We start from the raw sequence: 15,271 nt of genomic DNA, 5'->3' as shown, positions 1-15,271 counted from the left end.
CGGTCCTCGGGCCGTCCCGGACTGCGTGCAGACGATATCGAGGTGTCGGAAGCCGCAAAATCCAGGGTGTCCCGTGGCTTTTTGCTAGCAGGAGTGAATTTCCGGACGATGGTCACGGTGGAAGGGACTCGCGACCGGTTACGCTACTCGCTCGAGCAGGCACTCGAAGCGGCCGACGACGAACAGGCACGCTACCACATCAGGATCGCGGCCCAGCGCCTCGTCGTACTCCAGTGGCTCGGCGGACCCGAGGGGGAGCCGACAGTCGACGGCCTCCTCGACGAACCGGTGTCGGACGACGAGGCGACGCTCGACCGGACGCCGGAGTGCTCGACCGAGGAGTGACCCGGCAGCGCTTCGTCAGGGTCGGAAGTCGAACCGCGGGCGGTCGATGTCCGGGGTGCGGTGCTCGACGGGACTGCCGTCCTCGTATCTACGGAAACTGAGATAGAACGTCCGGCCACAGCCGTCTTTGGTCGGATCGGGGTCGTTCGCGCCGCCGTCACCGACGGGGCCGGGGTCGGGGCGTCCGTCGCCTCCCTCGGCGGCAGCGGTATCGGTCGAACCGGCGCCCTCGCTCCCGCCGTCGCCGAGGCAGACGAACTCGATGCCGTCGGCGGATTCGAAGTCGCCGGTGGTGTCGGCGTACGTCCAGCCGTCCAGGGGCTCCCGCGTGACACACTCGTCGTCGAGGTACCCCTCGCGGTCGACGCTCGTGACGGCTCCGCAGTACGGGCAGTGATACGACACTTCGACCATACGGTCCGTTGGGGACCGAGGGGTATAGCTCCCGTGACCGACCCCGTTGCCCATCCCAGAAGGTACTTCCTGCGAGGCCCCGAGAGTGGAGATATGATAGACGAGACGGTCGAGGAGATCGAGCAGATGCAGACCCACTCCTCGTCGGTCGTGGCGGTGAAGGCGGCCGAGGCGCTCCGGGAACTCGCCGACGCGGAGTTCCCGACGGTCGAGGAGTTCGTCCAGTCGCTCGAACGCAACAGCAGCGCACTCAGGCGTGCGAACCCGTCGCACGCCTCCCTGCACAACGCACAGCGTGACATCGTCGAGTCGGTCACCGACGCCGACCCCGACTCGGTCGCGGCGGCACAGGCGGAACTACGCGCCGCCATCGACAGGGTGGTCGAACGCGTCCAGCAGGGCAAGAGTCGCGCCGCGGAGAACGCCGTCTCGCTGTTTTCCGACGGCACGACGGTCCTGACCCACGACTACTCCTCGACGGTGCTGGAGGCAATCGAACGCGCGGCACAGGAGGGTACGCACCTCGAAGTCTACGTCACGGAGGCCCGCCCACGGTACCTCGGCCGGAAGACGGCGCGTGTGCTCTCGGGAATCGACCGCATCGAGACACACCTCGTCGTCGACAGCGCCGCTGGACACTTCCTCCCGGAGTGTGACCGCGTGGTGACGGGCATGGACTGCATCGTCGAGGACACGCTGTACAACCGCATCGGCACCTACCCTATCGCGACGACGGCCAACGACGTGGGCGTCCCGGTCACCGTCGTCGGAAACGGCGCGAAGGTCATCGAGTCGGGCTTCGCCTTCGAGAACGAGATTCGGTCGCCCAGCGAGGTGATGCGGGAGCCGGCGGAAGGGTTCACAGTCGAGAATCCTGCCTACGACGCGACGCCGACCCGACTGCTTGACTCGGTCGTCACCGACGAGGGGACCGTCGAGTACTGACTAACAGCGGGCGTTTCGCGGCCAGTGCGCGAGCAGTGCGACCGAGGACCGATAGAGGTCGCGCCAGGTCTCCCAGGGCGTCCGGCTTCCGGCGTCGGCCCACTCTCCCTGGGTGCCCGCGGCCGTGCCCGCGTTTCTCGACCGGTTCGGCAGAGGACGCTCCGTCACGGCCGTCGAACACTCCGGGCAGACGATGGCACGCCGGCCCGCGACGTAGTCGTCTTTCGTCTTCCAGTCGCCCGCGGCGTGGCCCTCGTGTCCACAGTCCGGACAGAACAGCACAGCCTTCGGCCGCTCCGGGGGCGGTTCCTGCTGGTGTGACGCTTCGGGGAGGGTTGCGGACGTTTCAACGGGATTCATACATAACGGTAGGTGTTCGACGGTAAAAGACCTGTTGGGTATCTGTTCCTATCTTTCGGGAACGACTCCTCCGCCGAGGCACGTGATACATAAATAACCGTATTTAGCCGGCTCAAAACCCGGTTTTCCACTTGCGTCCCGTGCAGTCAAACGACCGCCACTATCGTGACCGAAATCCGAAATATCCGGGCGCTCGCCCGGTCGCCTGTGGCTCGTCCCGGCTGCGCGTTCCCAACCCTTTTTTAAACGGCGGAGCGAGGGAGTAGCAAGATGGTTTCGCCCGGTGCCGGTGTGTCGGTCGTGTTGCAGGCTGGGACCCCGACCCCGACCCCGACGACGGGGACCGAACAATCGACCGTCGCGGAGGCAGTTCCCGGGACCGGGCTGTTGCCGGGATGGATACCGAGCTGGGCGCTCGACCTGGGTGCGACGGCCCTCGTGATACTGCTGGCGTGGGTGGTTTCGCAGTTGCTCGTCCAGTTGATCAGCCGCCGTGTCGCCCGCCGTTTCCGGCGGCCGAGCCTGACTCGGACCGTTCTCCGTGGTGTCCGGACTGGCGTCTACATCTTCGCGATCCTGACGATCATGCGTATCTACGGCCTCGGACTGGGTAACATCGCGCTCTCGGTCGGTGTGTTCACGGCCGTGCTGGGTGTGATCCTCGCGCCCGTCGTCGGCAGCATCATCAGCGGGGTGTTCCTGCTGGCCGACCAGCCCTACGAGATCGGCGACATGATCGAGATCGTCGACAGTGACACCCGGGGCTTCGTCGACGACATCACGCTCCGGTACACGAAGATATTCACGATGGACAACACGTTCGTCGTCATCCCGAACGGCGAAATCCGGAAACGGGACATCGCGAACTACTCCGCCGAGGATCCACGCACGCGACTCGTACTCGACGTGGTCGTCACCTACGAGGGCGACCTGGAGGAGGCGCGCAAACTCATCGAGAAGGCCGCGCGGGAGGTCGATGTCGTCATCGATGGCGGGCCGGACATTCGCGTCGGCAACGCCCGTTATCCGGCCGCCCCCACCTGTTACATCGACACGTTCGGCGACCACGGCGTCCACCTCCGGCTTCGCTACTGGGTCAAGGAGCCGTACAAACTGCTCGCGGCGCGGTCGAACGTCCAGACGAACGTCTGGAACAAGCTCGCGGACGCGGACGTGGAAATCGCCTACCCGCACCAGCACGTGGTCTTCGACGAGACGAGCGGACAGATGCAGGTCGGCGTCCAGCGACGCGAGGGCCGGATCGACGACGTCCCGCCCGAGGCCGGCGACGAGGACGGAGATATGGATCGGCGGCGCTGAATCGAGAGTCCGCCGGTCAGGCGGAGGCAGTGACGACTTTCGCGTCGACTTCCCCGTCGAGGTACTGTTCGATATCGGGGTCGTCCGCGATGCGGCGAATCATCCGCCGCCAACGGGGCGCCTGCTTCCGGCCGATCACGACGATGTCCGCGTCCTGTTCGACCACCTCGTCGAGGATGGTCTCCTCGACGAGCAGTCCCCGCCGGACGACGTATCTCGTGTCCGGGAGGTCGTCGATTGCCTCCTCGACGGCCGACCTGAGGTCGGCACGTGAGATGCGGTCGTTCTCGTGGTAGAGATTGACGTGGAGAACGGTCAATTCTGCGTTTTCCTCCTCCGCGATGGACACAGCCTTCCGGAGCGTCGCTTCGGAGTGAGAAGAGAGCGGATAGCGAACGGGGACGACGACCTGCGTCATTAGTTGCACCAACGCTACCCTTCGGTGTCAATGTTACTATTGGCGTCCCCCACTGGAAGGGTGGCCGGCTCGATGCGGCCCTCGATCTCCGGGTCGATGCCTTCTTCGCGGGCGTATGCCGCCAACACCTCGTACTGCGTGTCGAGCGTGTCGACGCGATGCGCCTCGGCGAGCGACGGGAACTCGTGGTCGGTGTGCAGGACGTAATCGGACGTCGCGACGGTGTAGGTCGCATCGGGGTCGAGCGGCCCGCCGTCGTAGCGGACGGTCACCTCACCGTCGGTCGTCTGTGTGAGCGAGAGGCCGCTGACGTGGGCGTGCCAGCTATCGGAGAGCGCGGGGAGTCGCCGCCCGTCCGCCTGGCGGCACGCGGCCAGTAGCTCCGCGCCCGTGACCTCGGCGACGGCCACAGGCTCGTCGAAGGGGATCACGCCCACGAGGTCGGCGACGGTCACCGCCCCCGAGAGCGGCGGCCCCTCGCGGATGCCGCCGCTGTTCTGGAGGCCCACGTCGGCCCCGGCCGCCCAGCGGTAGGCGTCCGCGACGAAGTTCCCGATTCGACACTCCCCGCTGCGGGTCCTGGCGAGGTCGCGCTCGATGGGGCGGTCGACGTGTCCGACGACAGCGTCGAGGCCGGTGGTTTCGCGCCGATCACGGAGGGCCGACGTCACCGCCTCGTCGAGCGGTCCGTCGGCGACGGCGTGGCGCTCCACCGCGCCGCTTCCCAGGTCGACTTCGAACACCCGGTGGCCGTTCGCGCCGGGGCGGGTACAGAGCGTGCCGTCGATGCGGGTCACACGCTCGTCGTGGACGTGGCCGCCGAGAATGGCGTCGGCGTCGGTCGCGCGGGCCAGTTCGTCGTCGCCGTTCCCGAGGTGCGAGCAGACGACGACGGCGTCGACGCCGCGCTCGCGCAACCGCCCGACCTCGCGCTCGGCGGCGGCGACGGGGTCGGTAAACCTCAGGTCGGTCGCGCCGGGACACATCGATGCCGTTCGCGGCTCGGTGACGCCAGTGAAGCCGACCCGTGCCCCGTCGGTTTCGACGACGGTCGCGGGGACCACGCCAGCGTCCGCGCCGAAGACCTCGCCTTCGTAGCGAACGTTGGCGCTGAGCCATGTCTGGGGGGACTCACGGACGATTTCGCGAGTCGCGTCGAGGCCGTAGTCGAAGTCGTGGTTGCCGAAGGTGTCCACGTCGGGCTCGACGGCGGCGAAGAAATCGAGCGCCTGTCGCCCCTCGGTGACCATCGAGAGGATTCCCGGCGCGGTGTTGTCGCCGGTGCCGACGACGACGGCGTCCGACCCGTCGCGGTCGGCGAGGCGGCCGGCGAGTCGCCCCGCTCGCTCGGGCGTGTCGTAGACGTTTTCGAGGTCGGAATAGTGGAGGAGACGGACGGCCATCGCCCGAACGTAGGCCGTCTGCGCGCAAATCCCCTTCGGCTCGTGGGCGGGTCTGTGGCCCGGGCCCGCCAGCGATCCGAACGCCAGGTCGCCTGTCCGAGTTCGAGAGCCAGGGATTTAGGCAAGGGACGCCGTATCGTGCGTATGGACGCCGCGACGACCGACAACGGGCAAACGCTGTACATCGACCGCACTGACGGCAAGAAGGGCTCGAAAGCACCGTTCTACGTCGTCTACGCCGGGGAAGAGGCCGAAAACCGCTGGGGCTACTACTGCGGACACTGCGAGACGTTCGACACCGCCATGGATTCCATGGGCAGGGTCCAGTGCAACCGCTGTGCGAACATTACGAAAGCCGACGAGTGGGACGCCGCCCACGAGTGACACGCCGGGCCGTCCGCGTTCTCCGAATGCTCCCCAACGAGTTAGTTGTCTATCACGTAGATAGGCTTAAGACCGCGGGGGTGATACACAGTACCAGATGGCGACTGTTACCACGCCACTCGCTGAACAGGCGGAGTCGATTTTTACCAACCTCGGGTACTCGGTCTCGAACGAAGGGCCGAAATTACGAGCCGAACGGAAGTGGCGCGTCGTCCACGTACGGGTGGGGGAGGACCCCGCCGGCGAGACGGACGGCGAACTCCAGTGTTTCGTCACGTGGGACGACCGTGCTGGCGAGGTGTACGACACGCTGGTGACCCGTGACCCCGAGTACGAGTGGGCCGTCCTCGGCGTCTCCGAGGACGGCGAGTACGAGTGTTACCGCCAACGAGGGACAGCGCCGAACTGAGCAGTCGCCGATTCACTCCGCCAGTCGTCGACGGGCCGCCGCCAGCCCCGCGTCCGCGTCGACTTCCGCGCCGACCGTCTCGAGCGCGTCGCCGAGGGCCGCGACGAGCGTCAGGACGTTGCCCGGTTGCGCGCTGTGGCCCATACAGCCGATTCGCAGGACGTCGCCCGCGAGATCGCCCAGCCCGCCCGCGACCTCGATGCCGTGCTCGTCGAGCAGGTGCGAGATCACGGCGTCGTCGTCGACGCCGGCCGGCAGGCGGACGGCGTTGAGGCTCGGGAGCCACCAGTCCTCTTCGGGGTTGAGCGCCAGCCCCATCGACTCGACGCCGGCCTTGAGCGCGCCCGCGACCCGGCGGTGGCGCTCCCAGCGCGCCTCGATGCCCTCCTCGGCGACCAGCCTGAGTGCCTCCCGCAGGGCGTAGACGTTCGTGATCGGCGCGGTGTGGTGGTACGCTCGCTTCTCGCCCCAGTAGTCCTGCAACTGCGAGAGGTCGAGATACCACGACCGGACCGGCGACTCGCGGGCGAGCACCTTCTCCATGGCGCGGTCCGAGAGGGTGAGCGGGCTCGCCCCCGGCGGACAGGAGAGACACTTCTGGGCCGCGCTGTAGGCGGCGTCGATGCCCCACTCGTCGACGCGAAACTCCACGCCGCCCAGCGAGGTCACGCAGTCCGCGATGACCAGCGCGTCGTGCTCGTGGGCGATGGCGGTCAGTTCGGGCACGTTCGGCTGTCGCGTCCCCGTGCTCGTCTCCGCGTGGACGAAGCCGAACACGTCCGGGTCGTGCTCGGCGAACGCCGCGGCCACGTCGTCGGGGTCGAGCGGCTCACCCCACGGCGCGTCGACGAAGACCGGGTCCCCGCCGGCGCGCTCGACCATCGACGCCATCCGTTCGCCGAAGTAGCCGTTGCCGGGGACGAGGACGGTCTCGCCCGGCTCAGTCAGGTTCCCGACCGCGGCCTCCATCGACGCTGAGCCGGTTCCGCTGACCGGGATCGTCCACTCGTTGTCGGTGCGAAAGACGTAGCGCAGGAGGTCCTGTACCTCGTCCATGAGGTCGACGAAGGTCGGATCGAGATGGCCGACCAGCGGCGTACTCATCGACCGGAGCACGCGCGGGTGGACTTCGCTCGGGCCCGGCCCCATCAGCAACCTGTCCGGCGGCTGTAACTCTCCAACCTTCGGTCTGTTCATACCGGTACTGTCCAGCACCTCCCTCAAAAGTCGTTCGAGTTAGCAGATCACATACGCCACGCGATAGCGCCCCACTCGCGAGCGACTTATATCGCCAGGCCGCCAACACGAAGCGTGTTCGTCGGTCACGGACTGCTCGCGTTCGCCCTGGTGGTCCTCGCGGCTCGTCGAGCGGCGTGGCCGCGCGACCGTATCCTCGCCGTCGGCGCGCTCGCGTTCGCGTTCGGCACCCTGCCCGACATCGACATCGTCTACGCCGTGTTCGGCCTCTTCGGCGACCTCAGCGGCCCCTTCGCGGCCGCGAGTGCGTTCTGGGAGGCCAGTACGGTCGTTCACCGGACGGTCACACACTCCCTCGTCGTCGGCGCCCTCGCGGCCGTCGCGTTCGCCTGCTGGCACGGGGCACGAACGCGGACGTGGGCGACGTCCCGGCGACTCGGCAGTGGCGCCGTCGCGGGCACTGCCCTCGTCGCCCTCGTCGTCGTTGCGTTCGTCGCCTCCGGACCGCTCGCTGGGGCGGTGATTTCAGTCTTCTGTCTCGCCGGCGTCGGCCTCACGTCAGTCGCCGACCGACGCCTCCCGTGGCTGACGCCGCGGACCGTCGCCGCTGTGGCACTCGTTGGCCTGCTCACGCACCCGTTCGGCGACCTGCTCACCGGGGAGCCGCCCGCGATGCTCTACCCGTTCGCGGTGACGCTCGTCCCCGAGCGGCTGGTCGTCCACCCCGACAGGACGCTGCACCTCCTGGCCGCGTTCGGTCTGGAACTGTCGGCGATCTGGGCGGCCGTCGCAGCGTACCTCTCGCTCTCGAACCGTCGGATCCGCGCGTACGTCCAGCCGCGTGCCGGGCTCGGACTCGGCTACGCCAGTGCCGTGCTCCTGGTCCCCGCGCCGACAGTCGACGCGTCGTACCAGTTCGTGTTCAGCATCCTCGCCGTCGGCGTCCTCGGCGTTATCGAACTCCGCCGTGGCGCGTTCGGCCGCCCGCTACTGGGGGACGGCGGCTCGCCGTCCCGTGCCGACGGCGGGCGGTTCGTCGGCCTCGCCGACCCGATGACGACCGTCGTGACTGCGCTCACAGCCGTCACCCTCGCCGCCGGCGGGTACGCTATCGCGTACATCTTCCTCTAGCAGGGAGCCGTCACCGTTTCATCCCTGGCCGGCTAACTGATGCGTATGGAACGTGAGGGGTTGGAGCGGATCATCAGGAGTCGGCGTACGAACGCCGTTCTGTCGTGGCTGCTTGTCGGCCTGGTCGCCCTCGTGAGTCTCGCGAGCATCGTCCGCGGCGAACTGCTGTGGGCGCTCTTCTCGGCGACGCTGGTGGCTCTCGCGGTGCATCCGGCACTCGTGCTCGGGACGCCGGAAGCGATGCCGCCGTGGGAGGTCGTCCTCTTCGCCGCTTTGCCGACGCTCGCACACCTGTTCGCGACGACGCTGGTCGGCGGGCAGATCACGACGTACCTCTCGGTGGCGGCGCTGGCCCTGCTGGTCGCGGTCGACCTCGACGCGTTCACGCCGGTCGACATGAACGACAGTTTCGCCGTGCTGTTCGTCGTGATCACGACGATGGCGACTGCAGGCGTCTGGGCCGTCGTCCGCTGGCTGGCGGACCTGTACCTGGCGACTGGGTTCATCGAGAGCGAACACGCGCTGATGGTGGAGTTCGTCGCGTCGGCTATCGCGGGCGTCGTCGCGGGGATCGTGTTCGTCTTCTACTTCCGACAGCGTGCGAAGCCGGACCTGCGCGTCCCCGAGGAGGTCGAACTGCCGTGAGAATCCGTGACTACGTGGGGATTTCGTCGGCCTGGCAGCGCCGCATCGCCTACGGGATGGAACTCGTCCTCGTCGGCCTCCTCTTTATCGGCATCGAACGCGGGAGCACCGGCATCATCGTCAACACCGGTGTCGGTCTCCTCGTCACACAGCTCCCGCCGATACTCAGACGGGACTTCGACGTTCCCATGGACCCTGCGCTGACACTGTGGATCACCTCTGCTGTCTTCCTCCACGCCCTCGGGACGGTGGGCCTCCCCGGGAGTGAGGCGAACTTCTACCGCACGATTCCGTGGTGGGACAACGTGACGCACGCCCTCTCGTCGTCCGTCGTCGCCGCCGCGGGGTACGCCACCGCCCGCTCGTTCGACGAACACGCGGAGGGCGTCTCGCTTCCGCCGCGGTTCATGTTCGTGTTCATCCTCCTGTTCGTCCTCGCCTTCGGGGTCCTGTGGGAGGTCATCGAGTTCGTCCTCGCCGAAGCCGCCGCGCTCCTCGGCACGGGGGCCATCCTCACGCAGTACGGCCTCGAGGACACGATGGTCGACCTCATCTTCGACACCGTCGGTGCCGTCATCGTCGCCATCTGGGGGACCGCCCACCTCTCCGACGTCGTCGACGCCATCGGCGAGTACGTCACGAACCGCCGAACTGCGGACTGAAACCGTCAGCGCGGGCGGAGTTTTATATTCCCTTGCGATGGAGTACCACGGGCAATGGTATTCAAGAAAATCACGCTGATCGGAACGAGCACGGAGAGCTTCGACGATGCGGTCGACGACGCGCTGGAGCGCGCGGAGGCGACGCTGGACAACGTCTACTGGGCCGAGGTCGACGAGATGGGAGTCGAGATAGCCAACGCGGAGAACCGCGAGTACCAGGCGGAAGTGGAGGTCGCCTTCGAACTGGCCGACTGAGCGACTCCCGGCTTTTATGCGTGCCGGACAACGGGCGGGTCTCCGACGCCGACGGTAACGGCTACCGCCCGCCCTGTCCGCCCTGCTGACCACCTTGTCCGCCCTGCTGACCACCTTGTCCGCCCTGCTGACCACCGTGTCCGCCCTGCTGACCACCGTGTCCGCCCTGCTGACCACCGTGTCCGCCCTGCTGACCACCGTGTCCGCCCTGCTGACCACCGCGGTGACTGCCGTGGCCGCTCCCAGCACCCCGCTGGTCGCCCTGGCCGTGCTGTCCACCGTGTTGGCCTGTTCCGGCCTGCTGCCCTCTGTGCTGGCTCCGCTGTCGACGCTGTCCGCCGGCCTGATTCCGCTGACCACGCGGCCCGCCCCCGGCGGCCGGGCCGGGGCCGCCGGTACCGGACGGGGTTGCCTTCTGTCGGGCTATCTCTCCTATCACGGGGTACTCGTACCACCGGTGGTTGTACGCCTGGTACATCGAGAATAGCCAGACGCCGAACGCCGTGAGGCCCACGAGCGGCCACAGTAGGGCGACGAGGAGGCCGAGTCCGATGGCGCCCAGGACGATAGAGAAGATCGTGAGCGCGAAGTAGACGGCGACGAACGCGATACTGAGCAGGATGCTCTGGATCGCGTGGAAGCGAACGAACTCGTCGCGATCCTCGATCAGGTAGAACACGATGCCCGTCACCCACCCGAGGAGGTAGGCCAGCGCGCCGCTGAGGTTCGAGTCGAGCCCCGTCGAGACATCCGACACGCCGCCGCCCTGCTGGACACCCGCCCGCTGTCCGCCGGGCTGTCCGGCCGCCCGCTGTCCGCCACCCTGAGCTGCCTGTCCGGGCTGTCCGCTTTGCCCGCCGTGTCCCTGTTGGCTGCCCCGACCGGGCTGACCCGGCTGCCCACCCTGGCCGGGTTGTCCGCCCTGCCCACCTTGTCCCGGTTGTCCGCCCTGCGGTTGCCCGTCGGAGTTCACCACGGTATCCGAGTCGTCCTGTGCCGTCGACTCGCCGCCGGAGCCGTTTTCGCTGCCGTCGTGGGTGGTGTCGTCGGTTGGATCGTCTGTCATGTGTACTCCTCACGGATCGGTTTCGCTCGACCAGCGGCGGTCACCGTCCGCGCCGACGGTCGGACACGGCCGGACCGATCCGGGCCACCCGTGTCACTGCCGTTCAGAGGGATGGCAATCGTATGAATATGGAGCCTAGATACGTAGCTGTGGCTGCGTGGTGATCGTGACGACGGAAAGTCGGCTTCGCTCCGGACGCGACGACGGGGAGGCGGGACCGGAATCAGGTCCGGAAGGACTCGCCACAGCCACACTCGGAGACCACGTTGGGGTTCTCGACGTGGAACCCCTCGCCTTGGAGGCCGTCCTCGAACTCGAGGCGACTCCCCTCGATGTAGTTCATGCTCGCCGGGTCGACGAACACCCGGAGGCCGTGGTGTTCGAACACGGTGTCGTCCTCCTCGGGCTCGAAGTCGAAGCGCATCCCGTAGGAGAGGCCCGCACAGCCGCCTTGCTGGACGAACAGCCGAAGGCCGGCCTCGTCAGTGTCCATGCCCTCGCCCTCCAGGAGCCGAAGCGCCTCGTCGGCGGCCCCCTCCGTGACGCTGATGACGTCGTTCTCGACCGCGGTCGCAGTGCTCATACACGTCACCACGGTACCGGTCCTGTTAACAGTGTTGCCATCCCGACCCCCCGCTGCTAGCGACGAACGGTTACGGACGGCCCTGCCGGCCGACTCGTTCTCGACCCCACGGACTCACTCGTCGAACCGTTTCCGAACGCTCTCGGCGTGGGCCTCCAGGCCTTCCGCCTCCGCGAGCGTCGTAATCGTCTCCGCGAGGTCGTCGAGTGCCGCTTCATCGAGGCGCTGGACGGTCGTCGACCGGAGGAAAGTGTCGACCGAGAGGCCGCCGTACCGCTTCGCGCCGCCGCCGGTCGGGAGGACGTGGTTCGGACCGCTGGCGTAGTCGCCCGCAGCGACCGGCGAGTGCGGGCCGAGGAAGACACTGCCCGCGCTGTCGATGCGGTCGAGCAGTTCCTCGTCGTTCTCCGCGACGATGGCTAGGTGTTCGGCGGCGTACTCCTCGACGAACAGCACCGCCTCCGGCATCGACCGCGCGAGGAACACGCCGCTTTCGTCGTTCTCCAGCGCGCCCTCGATGATGTCCGCCCGCTCGCGCTCGGGGGCCTGTCGCTCGACGGCGTCGGCGACCGCCGCCGCGAGAGCGGCGTCGTCCGTCACCGCCACGACCGACGCCTGCGTATCGTGTTCGGCCTGGGCAACCAGGTCGGCGGCAACGAGTTCCGGGTCCGCTGTCTCGTCGGCGAGGACCGCGATCTCGCTGGGGCCGGCGAGGAAGTCGATCTCGACCTCGCCGCGGACCTCGGCCTTGGCGGCGGTGACCCAGCGGTTGCCGGGACCGACGACCGTCTGCACGCGGTCGACGGTTTCGGTCCCGTGGGCGAGCGCGCCGATGGCCTGGGCGCCCCCGACCTGGTAGACGGCGTCGGCCCCTGCGATGTGGACGGCCGCGAGCGTGACGGGATTGATTTCGTCGGCCGGCGGCGTCGCGACCGCGACGTGTTCCACGCCGGCGACCTTGGCGGGGATGACGCCCATCAGCGCGCTGGAGGGGTACGCGGCGGTCCCGCCGGGGACGTAGACGCCGGCGCGTTCGACGGGGCGGTACCGGCGGCCGAGTTCGCGCCCCTCGAAGTCCTCGCGCCAGTCCGCCGGGGCGCTCCGCTCGTGGAAGGCTCTGACGTTGTCGGCTGCCGTCTCGATTGCCTCGCGCACGTCGTCGTCGAGCTCCTCGACGGCGTCCGCGGCGGCGTCTGTCACGTCGAGGTTCCCCACCGCTACGTCGTCGAACTCGCTCGTGAACTCGCGGACGGCCACGTCGCCCTCCTCGCGGACGCGGCCGACGATCTCGCGAACGTCCTCGCGTATCTCCTCGATATCGGCGTCCCGGTCGAACACGGCGGCGCGCTCGTCCGGCGGGAGGTCACCGATCTCGCGGACGGAACAGTTCATGCCCGCTGGTTCGCGGGCGAGGAAAAAACGGGTGTCGGTTCCGGGCTCCCCAGTCGTGGCTCCCCATCGCCGTCACCCCGTCAACCCCACTGCTCGACGACCGTCGGCATCACGCCGGTGTCGGGCCGGTAGTAGGAGTCGTGGTTGTCCGGCGAAACCTCGATGTCCTCGTAGTTCCCCGGCGCGGTCCCCTCACAGCCCGCGGTCCCGACGGGCGTGTCGAACTCGGCCCACCGATAGTCCCACTCGAAGTCGTCGTCGTCCGGCCAGTAGTAGTTCCGGAAGGTCCCGGTGTGCTCTGCGATGGGGCTGCCGTACTCCCCGTCCGTGGCGACCTCGTCGTCGTCGATGGCACCCCCCAGCGGCGCGGTCGACGTGACGGTGGTGTCGTAGCCACGGTCGTAGAAGAACTCCAGTGTCTCCGCGAGCGTCTTCGCGGCGAGGCAGTACCCCACGAGCCGGACGTCCGTGTCCGGGCTCGCGTCCGTGTAGTCGCGGATGAAGGTACCGAGTTTGTCGGCGTTGCGGTCCGCGATGGTCCGGGCGTCGTCCCACTGGTCTTCGCCCCAGTCGGAGTCCCAGGAGAAGCCCACGACGGGCTGCTCGTAGCCGTTCGCCCGGAGCGCCGCCGTCACGTCACTGAAGTCACGGCGAGCCTCCGCGGGCGTCCGCTGGAAGCCGTGAACGAACACCACGAGTTCGTCCGGCGACGAGTCGTCCGTCAGGCCGGGAATCTCCCCCGTGGTGTCGTAGTTCGTCCGTGTGTTCCCGTCTATCAGCTCCGGGTCGCCGAACGTCTGGAGCCCGAAGTGCCCGCGCGTGACGACGACACCCGAGTACGAGCCGGGTGCCGCCGACGCCGCGCCAGTCGCGAACGGAAGTGCTGTACACGCTGCTGTCGTCTTGAGAAAGGTTCGTCTCGTTGGCATCGCGAGTCCCCCCGACGGTCTCACCAGTTTCCTTCGTGTTAATAATTGTGGAAACAACGGGAAATTGGCATCCGGTTTCCCCCTCGACACTGTCCATTGCCGTCAGACGGGTGTCTGCCGGGGGATTTTGTCCGTTGCCGGCCGAGTGCCGTTATGGTACCCGGGTTCGACATGGCCGCGACGAAGGTCTGGCACTGTAGCCAGTGTGGGTCCCGCAACGTCACGGCCGCCTCGGACACCTTCAGCGACCAGTGCCGGTACTGCACGGAGTACAACGAGGTCGACTGGAGCGAGACGGCCGACCTGTCCCTCTCGGAAGCCAGGCGGGCGGCCCGGCGCGCCGAGGCGGAGTGACCGCTCGGCTACGAGTATATCCGCGAGACCATGTGTAGCACCGAGAAGAAGATCGCGACCCCGAGAAGCAGCAGGGAGCCGAACATCGCGGGCACCGTCGGCCACGAACTGAGAAGCAGGTAGACCGTCACGAACGCACTGACGAGAAAGACGAAGTGGAAGACGATCCAGGGGCCGACCCCTTTCGCCAACCGGGCGAACCGGCTCGACTCGCCGTTGCGCCCGACCCCGGCGTCGCGTCCCGTCGGGCTGTACACGTTCGACGCCGCGTGCTGTTTCTGCCAGTCTTCCGCGCGTGTCCCACGGCTGCTGCCCGAAGCCGTCGCCGTCGCGTCGCCCGACGTGGACCAGCCGTCCTCGCCCATCCACGCCGCCCTGTCTCCCGTGCCGTGTCCGGTCGACGCGTCGCTCGCCGCCGAGCGCGGATCCGACCGTCGGTCGCCTGTCGCGTTCCGTGTCCGATCCCCCGTTTCGCGAGTGGTACCGTCGCCCGAGCGGTCGGCGTTCGAGCCGGACCCGGAGCGGTCCCGCGTTCCGCGTCCCGACCGACGTCGCTCGGCTCCCGTCGACTCGCCGCCGCCGTTCGCCCGCCCGGACCGGCCGGAGCGGTTCCGGCGGTCCGTGCCGTCCCCCCTGCGGGTTCGTCCCGCGTTCGTATCCGGCGCCGACCACGCCGTGCTATCGAGGTGGCGTCGCACGTAGGCGTCGTGACCCATGCGGTCGTACCGCTTCCGGTCGCCGTCGTCGACGAGCACGTCACGCGCCTCCGTGATCCGCTGGAACCGCTCCGCGGCGTCGCTCTCGTCGCTCACGTCCGGGTGGTGAGTCTTCACCTTCTCCCGGTACGCCGCCCTGATCGTCGCCGTGTCGGCGTCCGGAGACACCCCGAGAACGCTGTAGAACGTCTCTCCCATGCGGGTCTATACCACGTCGTGGTTGTGGCCGCTGGTGTTTAAGTGTTGTAGCCGGGTCAGCCGCCCGAACCGGGCACGGGCAGCGACGGGAGCCGAACCTGTCAGGGCGCCGAGCGGAGTTGTTTTGGTCCGTCACACGCTACTG

At 67.9% G+C, this 15,271-nt stretch carries 20 protein-coding genes; 10 read left to right on the top strand and 10 right to left on the bottom strand.

Annotated elements, in window-relative coordinates:
* Positions 1-108 precede the first annotated feature (108 nt).
* Complete coding sequence (locus tag MUG96_RS11540; protein WP_246982851.1) at positions 109-345, top strand: hypothetical protein; 237 nt, start codon at positions 109-111, stop codon at positions 343-345.
* A gap of 15 nt (positions 346-360) precedes the next feature.
* On the opposite strand, the gene MUG96_RS11535 is transcribed toward MUG96_RS11540, so the two are convergent.
* A complete protein-coding gene (locus MUG96_RS11535; protein ID WP_246982849.1) occupies positions 361-759 on the bottom strand; it encodes a DUF7969 family protein in 399 nt (132 codons plus the stop codon).
* A 93-nt stretch (positions 760-852) separates the two neighbouring features.
* Between MUG96_RS11535 and MUG96_RS11530 the strand changes: the two genes are divergently transcribed.
* Entirely contained in the window at positions 853-1,704 is an 852-nt protein-coding gene (locus tag MUG96_RS11530) for an eIF2B alpha/beta/delta subunit family protein (RefSeq protein ID WP_246982847.1), read from the top strand.
* Here MUG96_RS11530 and MUG96_RS11525 read toward each other — a convergent pair whose 3' ends face one another.
* Positions 1,705-2,064 (bottom strand): DUF8106 domain-containing protein, encoded by a 360-nt coding sequence (locus MUG96_RS11525; RefSeq protein ID WP_246982845.1) that lies wholly within the window; start codon positions 2,062-2,064, stop codon positions 1,705-1,707.
* A gap of 270 nt (positions 2,065-2,334) precedes the next feature.
* On the opposite strand from MUG96_RS11525, the gene MUG96_RS11520 reads away from it, so the two are divergent.
* Positions 2,335-3,384: a mechanosensitive ion channel family protein gene (locus tag MUG96_RS11520; RefSeq protein ID WP_246982843.1), complete on the top strand. Its 1,050-nt coding sequence runs from the start codon at positions 2,335-2,337 to the stop codon at positions 3,382-3,384.
* A 16-nt stretch (positions 3,385-3,400) separates the two neighbouring features.
* Here MUG96_RS11520 and MUG96_RS11515 read toward each other — a convergent pair whose 3' ends face one another.
* Positions 3,401-3,802 (bottom strand): universal stress protein, encoded by a 402-nt coding sequence (locus MUG96_RS11515; RefSeq protein ID WP_246982841.1) that lies wholly within the window; start codon positions 3,800-3,802, stop codon positions 3,401-3,403.
* Positions 3,803-3,816: 14 nt separating this feature from the next.
* On the bottom strand, positions 3,817-5,205 hold the full coding sequence (locus MUG96_RS11510) for a bifunctional metallophosphatase/5'-nucleotidase (protein WP_246982839.1): 1,389 nt from the start codon (positions 5,203-5,205) through the stop codon (positions 3,817-3,819).
* Positions 5,206-5,349: 144 nt separating this feature from the next.
* Between MUG96_RS11510 and MUG96_RS11505 the strand changes: the two genes are divergently transcribed.
* Positions 5,350-5,589 carry a DUF5816 domain-containing protein gene (locus tag MUG96_RS11505; protein WP_246982838.1) on the top strand — a complete coding sequence of 80 codons (240 nt, stop codon included), beginning with the start codon at positions 5,350-5,352 and terminating at the stop codon, positions 5,587-5,589.
* 97 nt (positions 5,590-5,686) lie between these two features.
* Complete coding sequence (locus MUG96_RS11500) at positions 5,687-5,998, top strand: DUF7116 family protein (RefSeq protein WP_246982837.1); 312 nt, start codon at positions 5,687-5,689, stop codon at positions 5,996-5,998.
* A 12-nt stretch (positions 5,999-6,010) separates the two neighbouring features.
* Here the strand turns inward: MUG96_RS11500 and MUG96_RS11495 are convergent, their stop codons facing one another.
* Entirely contained in the window at positions 6,011-7,195 is a 1,185-nt protein-coding gene (locus MUG96_RS11495) for a pyridoxal-phosphate-dependent aminotransferase family protein (protein WP_246982835.1), read from the bottom strand.
* A 114-nt stretch (positions 7,196-7,309) separates the two neighbouring features.
* On the opposite strand from MUG96_RS11495, the gene MUG96_RS11490 reads away from it, so the two are divergent.
* From MUG96_RS11490 to MUG96_RS11475, 4 genes are read left to right on the top strand one after another with little or no spacing between them, the layout of a single operon-like run.
* Entirely contained in the window at positions 7,310-8,326 is a 1,017-nt protein-coding gene (locus MUG96_RS11490; protein WP_246982833.1) for a metal-dependent hydrolase, read from the top strand.
* 45 nt (positions 8,327-8,371) lie between these two features.
* Positions 8,372-8,971 carry a hypothetical protein gene (locus MUG96_RS11485; RefSeq protein WP_246982832.1) on the top strand — a complete coding sequence of 200 codons (600 nt, stop codon included), beginning with the start codon at positions 8,372-8,374 and terminating at the stop codon, positions 8,969-8,971.
* Positions 8,968-9,633 carry a DUF2238 domain-containing protein gene (locus MUG96_RS11480; RefSeq protein ID WP_246982830.1) on the top strand — a complete coding sequence of 222 codons (666 nt, stop codon included), beginning with the start codon at positions 8,968-8,970 and terminating at the stop codon, positions 9,631-9,633. Before MUG96_RS11485 ends, MUG96_RS11480 begins: the two co-directional genes overlap by 4 nt.
* 54 nt (positions 9,634-9,687) lie before the next feature.
* Positions 9,688-9,888 carry a dodecin gene (locus MUG96_RS11475; RefSeq protein ID WP_246982828.1) on the top strand — a complete coding sequence of 67 codons (201 nt, stop codon included), beginning with the start codon at positions 9,688-9,690 and terminating at the stop codon, positions 9,886-9,888.
* Positions 9,889-9,949: 61 nt separating this feature from the next.
* Here the strand turns inward: MUG96_RS11475 and MUG96_RS11470 are convergent, their stop codons facing one another.
* The 4 genes from MUG96_RS11470 to MUG96_RS11455 all read right to left on the bottom strand — a co-directional run bounded on the left by MUG96_RS11470 (position 9,950) and on the right by MUG96_RS11455 (position 13,858).
* Positions 9,950-10,954, bottom strand: a complete 1,005-nt coding sequence (locus MUG96_RS11470) for a DUF4870 domain-containing protein (protein WP_246982826.1) — start codon at positions 10,952-10,954, stop codon at positions 9,950-9,952.
* A gap of 223 nt (positions 10,955-11,177) precedes the next feature.
* Positions 11,178-11,537, bottom strand: coding sequence for a HesB/IscA family protein (locus MUG96_RS11465; protein ID WP_246982824.1), 360 nt, complete (start codon positions 11,535-11,537; stop codon positions 11,178-11,180).
* Between the two features lie 114 nt (positions 11,538-11,651).
* Positions 11,652-12,929 (bottom strand): histidinol dehydrogenase, encoded by a 1,278-nt coding sequence (hisD, locus tag MUG96_RS11460; protein ID WP_246982823.1) that lies wholly within the window; start codon positions 12,927-12,929, stop codon positions 11,652-11,654.
* 80 nt (positions 12,930-13,009) lie between these two features.
* The gene (locus MUG96_RS11455; RefSeq protein WP_246982822.1) at positions 13,010-13,858 is read right to left on the bottom strand and encodes an alpha/beta hydrolase; all 849 of its coding nucleotides are present in this window, start codon (positions 13,856-13,858) and stop codon (positions 13,010-13,012) included.
* A 153-nt stretch (positions 13,859-14,011) separates the two neighbouring features.
* Between MUG96_RS11455 and MUG96_RS11450 the strand changes: the two genes are divergently transcribed.
* On the top strand, positions 14,012-14,212 hold the full coding sequence (locus MUG96_RS11450; protein WP_246982821.1) for a hypothetical protein: 201 nt from the start codon (positions 14,012-14,014) through the stop codon (positions 14,210-14,212).
* An 8-nt stretch (positions 14,213-14,220) separates the two neighbouring features.
* On the opposite strand, the gene MUG96_RS11445 is transcribed toward MUG96_RS11450, so the two are convergent.
* Positions 14,221-15,126, bottom strand: a complete 906-nt coding sequence (locus MUG96_RS11445) for a J domain-containing protein (RefSeq protein WP_246982820.1) — start codon at positions 15,124-15,126, stop codon at positions 14,221-14,223.
* Positions 15,127-15,271: the final 145 nt, after the last annotated feature.

This window comes from Halorientalis marina, assembly GCF_023028345.1.
In the GTDB taxonomy this organism is placed as follows: domain Archaea; phylum Halobacteriota; class Halobacteria; order Halobacteriales; family Haloarculaceae; genus Halorientalis; species Halorientalis marina.
The sequence above is the reverse complement of the archived record's forward strand: the minus strand, read 5'-3'. Positions and strand labels throughout refer to the sequence as shown.